The sequence below is a fragment of the Curtobacterium sp. Leaf183 genome (genome assembly GCF_001424385.1).
In the GTDB taxonomy this organism is placed as follows: domain Bacteria; phylum Actinomycetota; class Actinomycetes; order Actinomycetales; family Microbacteriaceae; genus Curtobacterium.
The window spans coordinates 560,495-577,737 of the sequence record NZ_LMPO01000008.1 but is presented as its reverse complement, the minus strand read 5'-3'; the positions used below and the strand labels follow the sequence as shown (position 1 = coordinate 577,737).

Genomic DNA, 17,243 nt, shown 5'->3' with positions numbered 1-17,243 from the left:
ACCCATGAACCGCATCACGGCGCGCAAGCGCGTCACCCGCGTGACCGTCGGGACCTCACGGGCGGTGCGGGACGACGTCCTGGCCGTCGAGGAACCGCTCGAGATCCGCGTCGGCGGCACCGCACTCGCGATCACGATGCGCACGCCGGGCAGCGACTTCGACCTGGCGGCGGGGTTCCTGGTCTCCGAGGGCGTCATCGCGACGGGCGACGAGTTCCTCGCCGCGCGGTACTGCGCCGGAGCGACCGACGAGGGCCTGAACACGTACAACGTGCTCGACGTCACGCTGGCGCCGGGCGTCCCCGCGCCGGACCCGAGCCTCGAGCGCGCGTTCTACACGACGAGCTCGTGCGGCCTGTGCGGCAAGGCGAGCATCGACGCCGTCCGGACGAAGTCGCAGCACGCGGTCCTGCACGACGACCTGGTGCTCGACCCCGCGCTGCTGGCGGACTTCCCAGAGCAGCTCCGCGCGGCGCAGGCGGTGTTCGAGAAGACCGGCGGCCTGCACGCGGCGGCGCTGTTCGACGGACGGACCGGCCGGATGCTCGTGCTGCGCGAGGACGTCGGCCGCCACAACGCCGTCGACAAGGTGATCGGGTGGGCGGTGAAGGAGGACCTGCTGCCCCTGACCGGCATGGTGCTCATGGTCTCCGGCCGCGCCAGCTTCGAACTGACACAGAAGGCGTCGATGGCCGGCATCCCCGTGTTGGCGGCCGTGTCCGCGCCGTCGTCGCTCGCCGTCGACCTGGCGGCCGAGGTCGGCGTCACCATCGTCGGCTTCCTGCGCGGCCAGAGCATGGTCGTCTACAGCCGACCCGAACGCATCATGGAGCCCGAGCCCGAGCCCGAGCCCGAGCCCGAGCCCGCAACCGCCCCCCGAGACACCGTGAGCGCATCATGACCGAGCAGCCCCCCGTCAACGACGTGACCGATGCCGAGATGACCGTCGGCGAGCCGAAGGAGTGGGCAGCCGGCGTGCCGGGGGTCCTGCACTCGATGGACCCCGCGATCAAGCAGCTCGGCGTGGCCCGGACCCTCAAGCTCATGACCTCCCTGAACCAGAAGGGCGGCTTCGACTGCATGAGCTGCGCCTGGCCGGACCCCGACCACCGCAAGGTCGCGGAGTTCTGCGAGAACGGCGCGAAGGCCGTCACGTGGGAGGCCAACCCGGTGCTCGTGCCGCGGACCTTCTGGTCGGAGCACTCGATCACCGACCTGCTCGACAAGACCGAGTACTGGCTCGGCATGCAGGGCCGTCTGACCGAACCGGTGTGGAAGCCCGCCGGCAAGGACCACTACGAGCCCGTCAGCTGGCAGCGTGCGTTCGAGATCATCGGCGCGAAGCTGAACGGCCTGGCCAGCCCCGACGAGGCGTCGTTCTACACCTCGGGCCGCACCTCGAACGAGGCCGCCTTCGTCTACCAGCTGTTCGTCCGGGCCTTCGGCACCAACAACCTGCCGGACTGCTCGAACATGTGCCACGAGTCCACCAGCCTGGCGATGGCCGAGGTCGTCGGGATCGGCAAGTCCACGATCGCCTACGACGACTTCGAGGAGACCGAGCTCATCATCGTGATGGGCCAGAACCCGGGCACGAACCACCCGCGCATGCTCACGGCCCTCGAGGACGCCAAGCAGGGCGGCGCCGAGATCGTCGCCGTGAACCCGCTGCCCGAGGCCGGGCTCCGGCGCTACAAGAACCCGCAGAAGGTCCGCGGCATCGTCGGCCACGGCACCCAGATCGCCGACCAGTTCCTGCAGATCCGACTCGGCGGCGACATGGCCCTGCTGCAGGCGATCTCGAAGCGCGTGATCCTCGCCGAGCAGGCCGCCCCGGGCACCGTCGTCGACCACGCCTTCATCGCCGAGCACACGAGCGGCTACGAGGACTTCGTCGAGCACGCCCTGCGGGTCGACGACGACGAGGTGGTCCGTGCGACCGGCCTGACGATCGACGAGATCGACGAGGTCGCCGCCCGCTACCTGAAGTCGAAGCGGACGATCATCACTTGGGCGATGGGCATCACCCAGCACACCAAGGCCGTCGACACCATCAAGGAGATCATCAACCTGCTGCTGCTGCGCGGGAACATCGGCCGTCCCGGTGCCGGCGCCTCACCGATCCGCGGGCACAGCAACGTGCAGGGCGACCGCACGATGGGCATCTGGGAGCAGATGCCGGACACGTTCCTCGACGCCCTGGCGAAGGAGTTCCACTTCGAGCCCCCGCGCGAGCACGGCGTCGACGCGCTCAAGGGCATCACGGCGATGCAGCGCGGCGAGGTCAAGTTCTGGATGGGCATGGGTGGCAACCTCGTCGCCGCCATCTCGGACACGCAGCTCGCCGAGGCGGCGTTCCGCGGCACCGAGATGACCGTCCAGGTGTCGACGAAGCTCAACCGCTCCCACGCCGTCGTCGGTGACGAGGCGCTCATCCTGCCGACGATGGGCCGCACCGAGATCGACGTCCAGGCGTCCGGCCCGCAGTTCGTCTCGGTCGAGGACACCGTCTGCTCCGTGCACGGCAGCCACGGCCAGGTCCCGCCGGTCGCACCCGGGCTGCTGTCCGAGGTCGCGATCGTCTGCGAGCTCGCCCGCGCGACCCTCGGTGACCGCGTGCCGATCGACTGGTCGGCGATGCAGGCCGACTACGGCGTCATCCGCGACCACATCAGCCGCGTCGTCCCCGGTTTCGACGACTACTCGCGTCGAGCCGGCAGCAAGGAGGGCTTCGTCCTGCCGAACGGCCCGCGCGACTCGCGCACGTTCGAGACCGCGACCGGCAAGGCGATGATCACGGTCAACGAGCTCGAGCACGTCGAGCGCCCCGAGGGCACGTTGCTGCTGCAGACGCTGCGCTCGCACGACCAGTACAACACCACCATCTACAGCCTGAACGACCGGTACCGCGGCATCAAGAAGGGCCGGCACGTCGTGTTCGTCAACCCGCTCGACCTGGCCGACCTGGGCCTGACCGACGGACAGCTCGTGGACGTCACGACGGTGTGGCACGACGACGTCGAGCGCGTGCTGCACGGCTGGCGCGTCGTCGAGTACCCGAGTGCGCGCGGCTGCGCGGCCGCGTACTTCCCCGAGGCGAACGTGCTCGTCCCGCTCGACAGTGCCGCGAAGGGCAGCAACACGCCCGTGTCCAAGGCGGTCCCCGTCACCCTGACGCCGACGCGCGTGCCGGCCACCGTCGGGTAGCCGCAACCACACGACGGAACGGGAGGCCCGTGGCGACACCGCCACGGGCCTCCCGTCCGTCATTCGTCACCATCGCGTCACTGGTGCAGGAAGTCCGTCCGCTCCGGGGTGACCGTCGGCGCGAGCCGGACCCGGACGACGGGTCCGGAGTCGACGCTGTCGACACCGTCGAGCTGTACCACGAGGGCGTCGGGACGCTGCTCCCACGCGACGTCGCCGTCGTGGCCCAGGACGGCGACCGACCGGATCTCGTGCCCGAGCAGTCCGGAGGCCGAGCCGAGCGCGCGGATGCGGGCCACCCCGTCGGCCGGATCGGCGAGCAGCGTCGCGTAGACGGCCTCGCCGGTGACGTCGTGTCGTGTCGTGAAGCGGACGTCCTCGGCGGTGTAGACGATGGCCTCGGCATCGACGAACGACCCGGCCGGACGGGTGGTCGGGCCCTCGCCCGAGATCGTCCAGGGGCGGGTGCCGTAGATCGCCTCGCCGTTCCGCGCCAACCAGGTGCCGATGCCACGCAGGATCCGGACCTCCTCCTCGGGCAGCGTGCCGTCCGGCTTCGGGCCGGTGTTGAGCAGCAGGACGCCGTTCTTCGCGACGACGTCGACGAGCTCCGCGACCAGGTCCCGCACGGTCTTGTAGTCGTGGCCCTCGATCCAGCTCCAGGCGGTCTTCGCGATCGCGGTGTCGTTCTGCCACACGGCCTCTGGCGTGCTGCCCATCGCACCACGTTCGATGTCGTAGACGGCGCTGCCGGGGGCGAAGGTCTCCCACTTGTAGTTGATGACCACCTCGCGCCCCCACTCGGCCGCACGGTTGTAGTAGTAGGCCGCCAGGGTGCGGACATAGGGCTGGAACGCGGGCTGCTCGATCCACCAGTCGAACCAGAGCACCTGCGGGCGGTACTTGTCGATCAGCTCGACCGTCCGGAGCAGCCAGTCCTCCAGGAACCGCTCGTTCGGAGCGGTCTCCTCGCGCTGCGCCGGCCCGTAGAAGTCGCTGTAGCGCTCGTCGAGCACGTCGGAGGCGAACTTCGTGCCGCCGTTCATGAAGAACCAGTGCTCGGCGCGGTGGGACGACGCCCCGCGGACCATCCATGCGGCGTCCGCGGCGACGAGGAGCTCGCCGAAGACGTCGCGCTGCGGGCCGAGCTGCGCGGCACTCCACCGCGAGCGGTCGGTGTCGTACATCGTGAAGCCGTCGTGGTGCTCGGCGACAGGGACGACGAACTGTGCGCCGGCCTCGCGGAACACCCGCACCCAGGCCGCTGCGTCGAAGTGCTCCATCGTGAAGGACGGGATGAAGTCCTTGTAGCCGAAGTCCTGCTGGCTGCCGTAGGTCTCGCGGTGGTGCTCGTACTCGGGCGTCCCGGCGCGGTACATGTCACGGGAGTACCACTCGTTGCGGAACGCCGGCACCGAGAAGACGCCCCAGTGGATGAAGATCCCGAACTTGGCGTCCTGGTACCAGAGCGGTGCACGGTACTGCTGCAGGGACTCCCACGTGGCGTCGTACGGGCCCGAGCGGACGACGGCGTCGACCGCTGCGAGCGCCGCGGTGTTGTCGGACACGTCGACGGGCTCGGGCAGGGTGGTCGGGTCGAGCGGGGTGAGCGGTTCGTGCACGACGTGCTCCGATCGGTTGCGCGGCAGCTCGGCGACGGCGGTGTCGCGGGCGTGAGACATCCTATGTCTGGGCGCGGTGCAGTGTCACGTCGCCTGGGGACTCCGGGACTCAGCTGCACCTGAGCCAGAAGTATCGGGGTGGGTCCCGGTCGCCATGGCGAAGTTCCCGGGCGAGGTCGGACGTCTGGTGTGGCGCGCTCGGGCGGTGGCCGGTCCTGGCCGTCGACGCCTCGGTGGTGACGCTCAGCCGCCCGTCACCCGCCGCTCTGCCACGTCCGGAGGGGACGCATCTCGATCGCCGCGATGACGAATCTGGTTGCCGATCCCCGGGAATCTGGAACCGGATTCGTCATCCGCAGATCTGAACCTCGGTCCCGCGGCGAGCTCGGCCGCGTCAGTCGGCCGGGTCAGTCGGCCGGGCCGGGCCGGGCCGGGCCGGAGGACCGGGGCGCCGTCGTCCATCGGCCCCCGCGACTCGAGGGCGCGCCGCAGCTCGGCGAAACGCGGCAGAGCGGCGGCCAACGCGGCCTGTGCGTCGGTGGACATGGCACCCATCGCAGCCACCAGGACGCGTTCAGCGGCGGCGTCGTAGACCGACAGACGTTCCCTGGCCAGCTCGGTCAGCCCGACCTCGGTGCTCCGTCCGTCGCCCGTGGCCAGACGGCGATCGACCAGGCCGTCGCGCTGCATCGCGGCGACCAGGTTGCTGACCGTCGAACGGGCGAGACCGAGGGCGCGACCGAGCTGCGTCGGGCTGGACCAGCCGTCCTCGTCCAGACGGCGGAGCACCTCGATCTGGGCGTCCGGGATCTCCGGCAGGGCGCCCGTCCGTCGTGCGGTGGTCAGCAGGGCGCGGCGGAACGGTCCGATCTCTGCGCTCAGCTGCCGCGCTACGGACGCCAGGTCCGGTTCGGTTCTCGGGGTGTCCACTTCCTCAGGGTATCTCCCTGAAAAGCGCTTGCAACAAACGTAGTTCGGGAGCAAACTCGAGTCATGACCATCACCACGAGCGTTGATTCACCCGTCCCGGACCAGGACCTCTCCGGGATCGTCGGACACCGGTTCATCTACACCTACGCCAACGGCTGGCAGTACGAGATGTACGTCAAGAACGCCACGACGATCGACTACCGCATCCACACCGGCATGGTCGGCGGCCGCTGGGTCAAGGATCAGCAGGTCGACCTGGTCGTCCTGACCGAGGGCGTCTACAAGGTGTCGTGGAACGAGCCGACCGGCACGAGTGTCGTCGTGAACGTCGTCCCGGGCGAGCGGGTGCTGCACGGCACGATCTTCTTCCCGCACTGGGTCGAGCAGGACGGCAGCAAGACCGTGCTGTTCCAGAACGACCACCTCGACCGGATGCGCGAGTACCGCGACCAGGGCCCGACCTACCCGATCTACGTCGTCCCGGAGTTCGCGCACATCACGCTGTTCGAGCACGTCGGCCAGGACGACGAGACCGTGATCGACACCGCGCCCGGCGACCTGCCCGCCGGGTTCGCCGACCGGAGCAACTGACCGTGACCGACACCCCGATGACGCCGGTCACCCTCGACCACCGCGGACACGTCATCCGTGGCTGGGAGTACGGCCACGTCCGCCCGGGCTCGCCCGCGGTCCTGCTCGTCCACGGCTTCGGTGACTCGGACACCGGTGCTCGCCAGCTCTTCGTGCAGACCGCCCGGACCCTGGCCGATCGCGGTGTCGGGGTGCGGTCGTACTCCCGCCTCGGCCACGGGGCGAGCGACGGGGACTTCCTCGACGTCACGATCGGCGACGAGGTCGCCCAGGTCAGCACGATGATCGAGCAGCTCGCCGCCGACGCCGGACGGGTGCACGTCGTGGCGCACAGCCTGGGTGCCGTCGAGTCGGCGATGGCCGCGGCCGGGGTGCCCGAACTCGTCCGGTCCCTGACCCTGTGGTCGCCGGCGGGCGTGGTGGTCGACGACATCACCGTGCACGACGCGATCATGGGGCAGCCGATCGCCCCGGTCCGCGAGCGCGGCTGGTTCGACTTCGGCGGCACCGCACTCGGGCCGGCGTTCATCGACGAGGTGCAGGCGGGACTCGACGTGTACGGCGTCGCGGCGGGGTACCGCGGTCCGGCGATGGTCGTGCACGGCACCGACGACACGATCGTGCCGGTCGAGTACGGCCGTCGGTACGGCGAGCTCCTCGAGGGCGCGACGTTCGTCCCGGTCGACGGTGCCGATCACGGGTGGTCGTCGGTGCCGCTGCGCCAGGACCTGCTTCGTCGACTCGTGGAGTTCACCGGGCTCTGACCATCACCGACGCCGAGCGTGACGAGTCGCCGCTAGCGTGAGGGCATGACCACACGACGGCGGACGCGGTGAGCAGCGCCGTCCCGACGATCCACGACGTCGCCGCCGCGGCCGGTGTCTCGAAGTCCGTCGTGTCCCGCGCGCTCGCCGGGTCGTACGGGGTTGCCCCGGCCACCGTCGACCGGGTGAAGCAGGCCGCGCGTGACCTGGGGTACGTCGCGAACGCCAACGCGCGCGGCATGTCCGCGCATCGCACGCACACGCTCGGGGTCTTCGTCCGCGATGCTGCGACCCCCTTCTACGGACACCTGCTCACGGCCTTCCAACTCCGGGCAGCCGAGCGTGGGTACCGCGTCGTCACCGCCACGGGAGCCGGTTCGTTCCCGATCGCCGAGGAGCGGCGCGCGCTCGAGACCCTCGTGTCGCTGCGTGTCGAGGGGCTGATCGTCTGCAGTGGCGCCCTGCCCGTCGACGACGTCCTGCCGTTCGCGCGCCGCATCCCCACCGTGGTCGCCGGGCGCCCGGAGCGCGACGAGTCGGTCAGCAGCGTCTACTGCGACGAGCGCGGTGGTGGGCGTGCCCTCGCCGACCGCGTGGCCGACCTCGGGCACGAGCGCGTCGCCGTGCTGACCGTCGCGCCCTCGGGGTCGCTCACGCAGTCCGCCCGGACCGACGCCATGGCCCGACGGCTCCGAGCCCGGGGTGTGGACGTGCTCCGGATCCGCTCCGAGGACCACGGCGCCGACCCGCGTGCCCTGGACTCGTTCATCGACCAGGTGGTGACGGCGGGCGGTGTGACGGCGGTGATGGCGCCCAGCGACCACTGGGCGGTCGGTGTCCTCGAGGCGATGCGCCGCCGCGGTCTCGAGGCCCCGGCGGACGTCTCCGTCACGGGCTACGACGGCATCCGCCCCCTCGCGACCGAACTGCTCGGCATCACCTCGTGGCGGCAGCCCCTCGACGTCATCGGGGCACTGTCGGTGGACGACGTGGTCGACCAGATCGACGGCACCATCGCCAGCGCGACCCACACGGCGATCGACGGCACCCTCGTCCCCGGTCGCACGCTCGCCCGACGCTGAGGGCGCCCCGTCACCTGCCGTTCACCTGGGCGTCGCCGTCCAGACGGGTGCGTCCGCCGCGGATCGCGAGCACGATGGGGAACGTTCCCTACACGCGATCCCGAACGGAAGCCATGCCGCACGCCGACCGAGCCAAGCGCCCCATCGACTCCAGTGACCCCTACCGGTACGGCGTGTACCTGCGGCCCGACCCGCGCACGTGTCGCGCCGTCACGGTCGTGACCGACCAGCTCCGCGCGCAGTACGGCCTGGTGTCCGCCGGCGCATTCCCTCCCCACGCGACGCTGGTGGGGAGCCAGCCGTTCGGCCGGGACGCCGAGGCCGTCGAGACCGCGATCACCGAGCTCCTGCGCGACCGGCCCGCGTTCGACGTGCACAACGCCGGCGTCCGCGAGCAGGGGATCGGGTACGTCTACGACGTCGCCGATCGCCCGGACGGCTCCCTGAACGAGGACTTCGTGCGGCTGGCCCGCGACGTCGACGCCGCGGTTGCCCCGTTCCGACGGTCGATGCACTCGCCGCAGGCGAACGACTACGACCCGGAGCACTGGCGGGGCCACCTGTCGTTGGCCTCGCACGACCTGTACGGCCGACCCGACCTGCACGACGAGGTCGGGGCGTTCGTCCGCGGCCTCGACGTCGAGGTGCCGAGCGTCTTCCGCGGCGACACCGTCGCCCTGTACCGGACGGCGAGCCCGGACTGGAGCGGCCGGTGGTGGCACACGATGACCTGGGAGCACGTCCGCACCTGGACCCTGGCGTGACCGTCACCCTGGCGGACGTCGCGACCGCGACCGGGTTGTCACGGTCCCTCGTCTCCCTCGCCCTGCGCGGTGACGACGGTGTGTCCGCACCCCGTCGAGACCGCGCCGTGCGCGCGGCGGACGAGCTGGGCCTCCCGGTCGGTGCCCTGGCGCGGCGACGCGCGTCCGGTGACCCGCTCGTCATCGGGATCCTCGTCACCGAGGCGGCCAACCCCTTCCACGCCGAGGTGCTCGCCAGTGCCCGCGCGACCGCGGCGACCCTGGGCTTCGACCTGCGGGTCGTCGACGCGTTCCGCGGCGACGCGCGGCTGGTGGCCGGACTGGAGGCCCTGCACGACTCCCGTGGGTCGGCCGACGGCGTCCTCGGGGTCGCCGTGGTGAGCAGTCGGCTCGCCTCTGCGCGCCTCGCTGCGGTCGCTCGGGACCTGCCCGTGGCGGTCCTCGGGTCGGGTGCGGGGCGACTGGTCGGTGTCGGCGTGGACACAGTCGGTGCCGACGAGGAGTCCGGCATGCGCGGGCTGCTGCTGCACCTGGCGTCACTCGGGCACGTGCGGACCTGCTTCGTGGCGGAGTCGCCGTACCCCTCCACGACGCGTCGCGCGCTGGTGCACGCCGAGGTCGCCGGTCGGATCGGCGCAGCAGCGGACGTGCGCGTGGCGGACGTCGACGCGCTCGTCGATGACCCCGGGCGCATCGCCCGGCAGCTGGGCGAGGGTGTGACGGCGTTCGTCGCCGCGAACGACTCCACGGCGGCACGGCTGCTGGCGGCTGCGCGGGACGCCGGGCTCGACCTGCCGCGGATGGCCGCCGTCACCGGGTTCGACGGCACCGCGCTGGCTGCGCGCCTCGACCTGACGAGCGTCGATCAGCCGCGTCGGCGCATGGGTGCACGCGTCGTCGAGCTCGTCGTGGAGCGGCTGCGCGGACGGCGGGTGGAGCGACACGAGGTCCTGCCGACCGTCCTGGTGCCCCGTGGGTCTGCGGCTGCGCTGGCGACCGGCATCGGGCGCTGAGCGTCAGCCACGCGGTGTGATCGCGGCGGACAACCGCTGCACCCGGTCGACCAGGTGGTCGTGCGTTGCGCCGCCGCCCCCTGCGACGTAGTCCTCGGCGCGGTGCGCTGCCGCAGTCGGGGTACCGGCGCGGAACCCCCGGAACCACCCGCCGGCCTGCTGCAGGACCAACGCACCCGCGGCGACGTCCCACGGGTGCGTCGCGAAGCCCATGGTGACGTCGGACCAGCCGGCGGCGACGTGCGCCAGGTTCAGGGCGCCGCTGCCCGTGCTGTGGTGGTGCCGGTACCGCAGGGTCAGGTCGCGCAGCAGGGTGAGCGCGGCGTCCTCGCCCAGCAGCTCCAGGTCCTGCTGCACCGGGAAGCTCGTCAGCACGGTGGCGTCGGGCTCGGCGAGTGCGACCGACCGCATCGGTGTGCCGTCGAGCACGGCACCGGAGTCGTCCGCGGCGAACATGTGATCCGCGACGGGGTCGTACACGGCACCGGCGACGACTTCCCCGTCGCGCTCGGCGGCGATCGACACGCACCAGTACGCCAGGCCCCGCGCGAAGTTCGCGGTGCCGTCGATCGGGTCGACGATCCAGCGGAGGGACGCGTCCCCCGTGCTGCCGCCCTCCTCGCCCAGGACGACCGAACCCGGGAACGCCGCGGTCAGTGATGCCGTGATCGTGACCTCGGCCGCGCGGTCGTGCACGGTGACGACGTCGTGGGCGTCGCGCTTGGTCGTGATCGTCATGTCGGACCGGAACGCGTCGAGCAGTTGCGGGGCGACCGCGCGGCAGGCGGTCTCGGCGGCGGAGCGGAGGTCGGCGGAGGATCGGGGCATGTCCCCGGTCTAGCGGTCCGGCCGGCGTGGACGGTGAACCGGGGCGGCCGACCGACGGAACCGGGGGTGAACACCGGCGGTGTCCATCGGCCCCGACGTGTCCGCACAGGCCGGCCGTTGAACGCGGTGTGAACGGACAGCGGCAGGACGCCGACGACGCTTGACCGGCCTGCGACCACACCCGCACAGTGGAAGCCGTTCCCGGATAGGGAACGTTCCCTACCCGAAGGTGTCCTCCCATGACGGTCTCCGTCCGGCCCGGCCTGGTGGCCGGTCCCGCGCGCCCCGCCCGGACGTCACGGTCCTGGCTGCGGGCTGATCGCCGCGTCGGTACGGTGCTGCTGCTGCCGGCGCTCGTCGTGTTCGGCGTGTTCGTCTTCTACCCACTCGTGCGGGTCATCGTGCTGAGCACGCAGGGAACCGACATCTTCGGGCAGCCCGCTGGCTCCGTCGGCCTGCAGAACTACGTCCGGACGCTCACCGACCCCGCCTTCGCGCAGACGATGGGCAACACGGCGCTGTTCTGCGCCGGCGTCGTCGCGGGTCGGATCGTGTTCGGGCTGCTGATCGTGGTGCCGCTGACCGCCAAGCTGCGGGGGACCGCGGTCTTCCAGGCGCTCCTCACCTCGCCGATGGTCGTCTCGGTGTCGGCGGGGTCAGTCGCGTTCGCCGCGATGCTCGCTCCCGGGACCGGTCTCGTGAACACCGTGATCCGCCAGTCCGGCGGCCAGGGGGTGCCGTGGCTGACCGACACCCACTGGGCGCTGGCGAGTGTCATCGTCGTCACGGTCTGGGGCTCGCTCGGGTTCACCGTGCTGCTGCTGGTCGGGGCGTTCGGCGCAATCGACCAGGACGTCGTCGAGGCAGCGCACCTCGACGGTGCCGGACCGGTGCGCACGTTCTGGTCCGTGTCGCTCCCGCTCGTCACCCCGACGCTGTTCTTCGTCGTCGTGACCGGTACCGTCGAGGCGCTGACGACCTTCGGCCAGATCCAGATCCTGACCGAGGGCGGACCGGCGAACTCGTCCCGCACGCTGGTCTACGCGATCTACCAGCAGGCGTTCGGCTCCGCGAGCGCGAACTTCGGGCTCGCCGCCGCGCTCGGGGTCATGCTGTTCCTGCTGGTGCTCGGGCTGTCGCTCGTCCAGTTCGGCGTGCTCGAGAAGCGGGTGAACTACTGATGCGCCCGGTCACCGCCCGACGCTTCCGGAGCACGCTCGTGTACGTCTGGCTGGTCGTCGCGGTCGTCGTCGTGTGCTTCCCGCTCTATTACGTCTTCGAGGGCGCACTCACCCCCACCCGGTACCTCGAGCAGGGGCTCCCCGGGCTGGTGCCGATCCACCTGACGCTCGACAACCTGGTCCGTGCCACGCAGGTCGTGCCGCTCGGGCAGCAGTTCCTGAACAGCGTCGTCGTGACCTTCTGCCAGACGGTGCTGCAGGTCACGATCGGCATCATGACCGCCTACGCGCTGGTGTTCTGCCGGATGCGGGGGACCCGCGCGCTGTTCCTCGTGCTGCTCGCCAGCATGATGATCCCCGGCGAGACCACCCTGATCGCGAACTACCTGACCGTCTCGTCCTGGCACCTCATCGACACCCTGCTGGTCGTGTTCCTGCCCTTCGTGGCCTCGGCGCTGACGATCTTCCTGTTCCGCCAGGCGTTCCTGAGCTTCCCGGACGAGCTGCGCGAGGCCGCGGTGCTCGACGGCGCAGGCCACTTCCGGTTCATCCGGTCCATGCTGCTGCCGATCACCAGGCCGACCCTGGTGTCCGTGACCCTGGTCAGCGCCACCGCGGCGTGGAACGGCTTCTTCTGGCCGCTCCTGGTGACGAACTCGCCGGAGAACCGCACCGTGCAGGTCGGGATCGCGCAGCTCGCGGATGCCCAGGCCTCGGACGTCGGGGTCGTCCTGGCCGGAGCCGCGATGGTCACGCTCCCCGTCCTGGTCCTCGTCCTGCTCGCGCAGCGGTTCCTGGCCGGTGGTCTGACCGCCGGCGCGCTCAAATGACCCGTCCTCTGATCCCCACCACTCCCACGACAGGAAGCAGCCCCATGCCGTCTCGCCGTCCCTCCGCCGTCCTCATGCTCGGCGTCACCGCCGCCGTCGCGGTCGCCCTGACCGGTTGCTCCGCCTCCGGGTCCGCCACCACTGCCTCGTCCGGCCCCGTCACGGTGCAGTTCTGGCACGCCATGGCCGGTCCCGCCGCCACCGAGCTGGACTCCCTCGTCACCGAGTACAACGCCGACAACACGGACCACGCCACGGTGAAGGCATCTTTCCAGGGCGACTACGCAGCGGTGCAGACGAAGTACACGGCCGCGGTGCAGTCCTCGTCGACGCCCGACCTGCTCATGATGAACGACGTCTCGACGGGCTTCATGATGGACTCCGGACAGACCGTCGCACCGTCGAGCCTCGGCAAGGTCGACACATCGACGATGGCCCCGGCCGCCACGCGGTACTACAGCGGCAAGGACGGGCTCGCAGCGATGCCGTTCTCCGTCTCGGTGCCGGTGCTCTACATCGACCGGGCGCTCGCCACGAAGGCCGGGCTCGACCCGTCGTCGCCGCCGAAGACGCTCGCCGAGGTCGCCACCTGGGCGAAGCAGATCCACCAGGCGAGCGGGGCCTACGGCTTCAGCATGAACATGGGCGACTCGTGGATGCTCGAGGAGCTCTCCGCCGCGGGTGGGAAGGCGTTCTGCACGCCCCAGAACGGTCGTGGGTCGAGGCCAGCCACGGGGGTCTCCCTGACCTCGGACAGCCAGGTCGACTTCATGACGACGCTCCAGTCGCTGTACCAGGGGGGCGTCGCACTCAACCCCGGGACGGACTCCGCGGCGATGAACTCCGCGTTCGCCAGCGGCAAGGTCGGCATGCTCCTCACCTCGTCCGGCGCATACACGACCGTCGACCCGGACGGCTCGAAGTCCGTCGTCGCGAGCTTCCCGACCACCGCGTCCTCGAAGGACGCCGGGCAGGTCATCGGCGGCAACGCGCTCTGGATCTCCGGCAAGGGCCACTCGTCCGCCCAGCAGCAGGCCTCGTTCGACTTCGCGAAGTGGCTCCAGACGCCCGAGGTGCAGGCGAAGTGGGCCAAGGCCACCGGCTACCTGGCGATGGACACCGGCGCCGCGGACACGAGCGTCGGCAAGCGGTCCCTAGCGGACCCGAACGTCGCGACGATGTACCGCCAGCTGGCGGCCGACCCGGCGAGCACCGCCGCGGCGGGCTGTGTGACCGGGGCCTTCCCGACCGTGCGGGCCACCGTGATCGGCGCCTTCAACCGGGTCGTCGAGGGCTCGGACGTGGCAAGCACGATGCGCACTGCCGAGCAGCAGGCGAAGTCGCAGATCGCCTCCTACAACCAGGCCGCTGGCAAGTGAGCAGCCGCCCCGCGGTGCTCTGACCCCAGGGCGGACGGGAGGCCCGGTGCCGGGCCTCCCGTCATGTCCGTGACGAGATCTGAACCATCCGACGCGCTGCCCCGTTGTCCGGGTATGGCACTCACCAAGCGCACCAAGATCCTCATCGGCATCGCCTCGGGCGTCGTCGTCATCGGGGCGGCGGCGGCCGTTGCCGGTCCGGCCATCTACGCGAACACCGTCAACGCGCAGGCCGAAGCGGCCCCGTCGCTCCGTGCGAGCTCGTCCGCCAAGCTCGACGCGTCGGACGCGGACGGCAACTGGACCAGCCAGAGCGGTTCGTTCGCCGGGTACCGGGTGCACGAGGTCCTGCAGGGGAATGATGTGAACGTGGTCGGTCGCACCAAGGACGTCGAGGGGAAGGCAACCGTCGCCAGCGGGAAGCTGACGACGGCGACCGTGACCGTGCAGGTCGGCAAGATCAGCACGCCGGAGGCCGCCCGCGACGAGTACTTCCGCACCAAGGCGCTCCAGACCGACCAGTTCCCGACGGCGACCTTCACCCTGACGAAGCCGGTCGACGTGTCCCAGGCGCTCGACGGCACGAAGCAGGACGTCACCCTGACCGGCACGATGGACCTGCACGGCGTCGAGAAGCCCGTCACCGCGGACGCCCAGGTCGCGGTCGGCGACGGCGGCACCGTGCAGGTCGTCGGCTCGGTGCCGGTGACCTTCCAGGACTACGGCGTGACCGCACCGTCCCTCGGGTTCGTGACCGTGGACGGGAAGGGCTCCGTGGAGTTCTCCCTCGACCTCGGGAAGTGACCGTGACGAGCCGTTCCGCTGACGAGCTGCTGCAGGCGCTCTACCGAGAGCACGGCGACGCGCTCACCCGGTACGTGCGGCACCTCACGCGGGGCGGCTCGGGGGTCGAGGCGGTCGAGGACGTCGTCCAGGAGACGATGGTCCGCGCCTGGCAGCGGCCGAACGTGCTCGAGCGGACCCCGGACGGCGCCCGCGCGTGGCTGTTCACCGTGGCGCGGAACCTGGTCGTCGACGAGGCCCGCTCGGCACGGAACCGCCGTGAGACCGGTTCGGAGTGGACGGTCGACCGAGCCGAGTCCGACCGCACCGACGCCGTGCTCGACCGGATCGTGGTGGCGGACGCACTGGCGTCACTCACCCCGGACCACCGCCGTGTCGTCGTCGACGCCTACTGGCTCGGACACACCGTGCCGGAGATCGCCCGCCGTCACGACATCCCCGAGGGCACCGTGAAGTCACGGCTGCACTACGGGCTGCGAGCCGTCCGACTCGCACTGCAGGAACGAGGAGTGACCCGATGACCGGCGACCCGACGCCCGACGACCCGTACGTGGAGTGGGACGCGGCCTACGTGCTCGGCTCGCTCCCGCCGCACGAGCGGCTGGAGTACGAGCGACACCTCGAGACGTGCGACCGCTGCGCGTCCGCCGTCGCCGAGCTCGTCGGCCTGCCCGGTCTGCTCGGCAAGCTGCCGGCCGACCAGGCGGTCGAGATCGCGGAACCGGACGGGAGGGCCGACACGCGGTCCGAGAGCACCCTCACCGCCGTCGCGCACCGCGTCCGACACCGTCGTCGCCGCCGTCGCGTCTGGGTCGCCGCCACCGCGGGTCTCGCGGTGGTGGTCGCCGTGCTCGGCGGGCTCGCCGTCGGCACCGCCGGCGAGCGCGGCGCCTCGGTCCAGGCGGGACGGACCGCCACCGCGGCCGCGGACCGCTACGACATGGTCGGCGAACGCGGTCTCGACGTCGACCTCGCCGTCAGCGGCGAGCAGTGGGGCACCCGCTTCGACTGGGGATGCTCGTACGGCGGCACGACGTGGGCCTCGGACGGGTCGGTCATGTACGACCTGGTCGTCGTCCGCACCGACGGCAGCACCTCGACCGTGGCGTCGTGGACGGCTGCCGGCGCCGATGCTCGCGGGCTGTCGGCGTCGACCGACATCGCCCGAGCCGACATCGCGAGCGTGCAGGTACGGCTGCGCGGCGACCGGGCCGTGCTCGCGGGCGTCGACCTGTAGCGGATCCGGGCAGCGTGCCGGCGACCGGGTCAGCTGATCCGGTGCAGGTGCGCGACGATCGCGCGGTGGTCGCTGCGGCCCACGTCCCGGACCTCGGTCCGCACGGGACGCCACTGGTCGGTCGCCAGGACGTGGTCGATCGCGCCACCGAGCCAGGGCGGCGCGGTGGTCGGCCACGTCGCCGTGCTCGTCGTGCTGGCAGCGGCGTCGCGGCAGCCGTCGGGCACCTCGAACACGGCATGGTCGACCGTCGCGTTGAAGTCGCCGGCCACCACGGCGTTCCCCCGGCACCCGGACAGGCCCGCGGGGACGTCGTGCCGCCACCGCCGCATGTCGGCAGACGTCGGAACGGGCGGGTTCGTGTGCACCGCGACGAACCGCGGCCCGTCGCCGTCCACGGGGACCGCGGCGACCGAGCCGAGGGTGGTGGCCGCCGCCTGCGCCTGGCGGTACGCGCCCAGGCGTCGGTCGACCAGCAGGCTCGTCGCCGTGCTCGCACTGTCGCCGACCTGCACCCCGAACCGCTGGAAGTCGAGCCCCGCGCGAGCGAGTGCCCGCTGCAGCGCTGCGGCCCGGGAAGCATCGGTCTCCGGCATCGCCACGACCTGGATGCCCTCGGTGCGGACGAACGACACGAACTCGGCGTCGCCGACCTGACCGTGCTCGGTGTTGAAGCCGGCCATCACCAGGTCGGTGCGGGCGTCGACGGGTCCGGGCGCGATCGCCCGGACGGCACCGACGCCGACCTGGGCGACGCTGCTGGCGACGAGCACCAGCGCCGCGACCACCAGCCATGCGATCCGGAGCCGGAACAGCCGCAGCACCACGGCGAGGAGCAGCACGAACCCTGCTCCGACGAGCAGGCCGATCGCCGTGACGCCGCGCAGGGCCACGAGCTGCGCCGGCCCGAGCAGCGTGGACACGCCGAAGGCGGCGGGCACGAGCAGCACGACGCACACCGCGAGGACCAGGCCCGCGAGCGACCACCGGACGACCGCTCCGGCCCGCACG

Annotated in this window: 17 protein-coding genes; 13 read left to right on the top strand and 4 right to left on the bottom strand. The window is 71.4% G+C overall.

Annotated features, from left to right (window positions below):
* The first annotated feature begins 4 nt into the window (after positions 1-4).
* Together fdhD and ASG04_RS09065 are read left to right on the top strand one after the other, a co-directional pair.
* Positions 5-901, top strand: a complete 897-nt coding sequence (gene fdhD, locus ASG04_RS09070; RefSeq protein WP_056122750.1) for a formate dehydrogenase accessory sulfurtransferase FdhD — start codon at positions 5-7, stop codon at positions 899-901.
* Complete coding sequence (locus tag ASG04_RS09065) at positions 898-3,207, top strand: FdhF/YdeP family oxidoreductase (RefSeq protein WP_056122747.1); 2,310 nt, start codon at positions 898-900, stop codon at positions 3,205-3,207. Before fdhD ends, ASG04_RS09065 begins: the two co-directional genes overlap by 4 nt.
* Positions 3,208-3,284: 77 nt before the next feature.
* Here the strand turns inward: ASG04_RS09065 and ASG04_RS09060 are convergent, their stop codons facing one another.
* Positions 3,285-4,889 (bottom strand): alpha-L-fucosidase, encoded by a 1,605-nt coding sequence (locus tag ASG04_RS09060; protein ID WP_082517917.1) that lies wholly within the window; start codon positions 4,887-4,889, stop codon positions 3,285-3,287.
* A gap of 183 nt (positions 4,890-5,072) precedes the next feature.
* Positions 5,073-5,759, bottom strand: coding sequence for a MarR family winged helix-turn-helix transcriptional regulator (locus tag ASG04_RS09055; RefSeq protein WP_082517912.1), 687 nt, complete (start codon positions 5,757-5,759; stop codon positions 5,073-5,075).
* Between the two features lie 63 nt (positions 5,760-5,822).
* On the opposite strand from ASG04_RS09055, the gene ASG04_RS09050 reads away from it, so the two are divergent.
* From ASG04_RS09050 to ASG04_RS17580, 5 genes are all read left to right on the top strand, one after another.
* On the top strand, positions 5,823-6,350 hold the full coding sequence (locus ASG04_RS09050; protein WP_056122745.1) for a phenolic acid decarboxylase: 528 nt from the start codon (positions 5,823-5,825) through the stop codon (positions 6,348-6,350).
* 2 nt (positions 6,351-6,352) lie between these two features.
* Complete coding sequence (locus tag ASG04_RS09045; RefSeq protein ID WP_235515495.1) at positions 6,353-7,114, top strand: alpha/beta hydrolase; 762 nt, start codon at positions 6,353-6,355, stop codon at positions 7,112-7,114.
* A 68-nt stretch (positions 7,115-7,182) separates the two neighbouring features.
* Positions 7,183-8,196: a LacI family DNA-binding transcriptional regulator gene (locus tag ASG04_RS09040; protein ID WP_056122742.1), complete on the top strand. Its 1,014-nt coding sequence runs from the start codon at positions 7,183-7,185 to the stop codon at positions 8,194-8,196.
* 113 nt (positions 8,197-8,309) lie between these two features.
* Positions 8,310-8,960 (top strand): 2'-5' RNA ligase family protein, encoded by a 651-nt coding sequence (locus ASG04_RS09035; RefSeq protein WP_056122739.1) that lies wholly within the window; start codon positions 8,310-8,312, stop codon positions 8,958-8,960.
* A complete protein-coding gene (locus ASG04_RS17580; protein WP_056122737.1) occupies positions 8,957-9,973 on the top strand; it encodes a LacI family DNA-binding transcriptional regulator in 1,017 nt (338 codons plus the stop codon). The genes ASG04_RS09035 and ASG04_RS17580 overlap by 4 nt, the downstream gene beginning before the upstream one ends.
* Before the next feature lie 3 nt (positions 9,974-9,976).
* Here the strand turns inward: ASG04_RS17580 and ASG04_RS09025 are convergent, their stop codons facing one another.
* Positions 9,977-10,801 (bottom strand): inositol monophosphatase family protein, encoded by an 825-nt coding sequence (locus tag ASG04_RS09025; RefSeq protein WP_056122732.1) that lies wholly within the window; start codon positions 10,799-10,801, stop codon positions 9,977-9,979.
* Between the two features lie 239 nt (positions 10,802-11,040).
* Here ASG04_RS09025 and ASG04_RS09020 point away from each other — a divergent pair, with 239 nt between their 5' ends.
* From ASG04_RS09020 to ASG04_RS08995, 6 genes are all read left to right on the top strand, one after another.
* The gene (locus tag ASG04_RS09020) at positions 11,041-11,982 is read left to right on the top strand and encodes a carbohydrate ABC transporter permease (protein WP_056122729.1); all 942 of its coding nucleotides are present in this window, start codon (positions 11,041-11,043) and stop codon (positions 11,980-11,982) included.
* On the top strand, positions 11,982-12,812 hold the full coding sequence (locus tag ASG04_RS09015) for a carbohydrate ABC transporter permease (protein WP_056122726.1): 831 nt from the start codon (positions 11,982-11,984) through the stop codon (positions 12,810-12,812). The genes ASG04_RS09020 and ASG04_RS09015 overlap by 1 nt, the downstream gene beginning before the upstream one ends.
* A 44-nt stretch (positions 12,813-12,856) precedes the next feature.
* The gene (locus tag ASG04_RS09010; protein WP_056122723.1) at positions 12,857-14,191 is read left to right on the top strand and encodes an extracellular solute-binding protein; all 1,335 of its coding nucleotides are present in this window, start codon (positions 12,857-12,859) and stop codon (positions 14,189-14,191) included.
* Positions 14,192-14,305: 114 nt separating this feature from the next.
* Positions 14,306-14,995, top strand: coding sequence for a YceI family protein (locus ASG04_RS09005; RefSeq protein WP_056122719.1), 690 nt, complete (start codon positions 14,306-14,308; stop codon positions 14,993-14,995).
* Positions 14,992-15,516, top strand: coding sequence for a sigma-70 family RNA polymerase sigma factor (locus ASG04_RS09000; protein ID WP_056122716.1), 525 nt, complete (start codon positions 14,992-14,994; stop codon positions 15,514-15,516). The genes ASG04_RS09005 and ASG04_RS09000 overlap by 4 nt, the downstream gene beginning before the upstream one ends.
* A complete protein-coding gene (locus tag ASG04_RS08995) occupies positions 15,513-16,232 on the top strand; it encodes an anti-sigma factor family protein (RefSeq protein WP_056122712.1) in 720 nt (239 codons plus the stop codon). Before ASG04_RS09000 ends, ASG04_RS08995 begins: the two co-directional genes overlap by 4 nt.
* A gap of 29 nt (positions 16,233-16,261) precedes the next feature.
* Here the strand turns inward: ASG04_RS08995 and ASG04_RS08990 are convergent, their stop codons facing one another.
* Positions 16,262-17,242 (bottom strand): endonuclease/exonuclease/phosphatase family protein, encoded by a 981-nt coding sequence (locus tag ASG04_RS08990; RefSeq protein WP_056122709.1) that lies wholly within the window; start codon positions 17,240-17,242, stop codon positions 16,262-16,264.
* Position 17,243 lies beyond the last annotated feature (1 nt).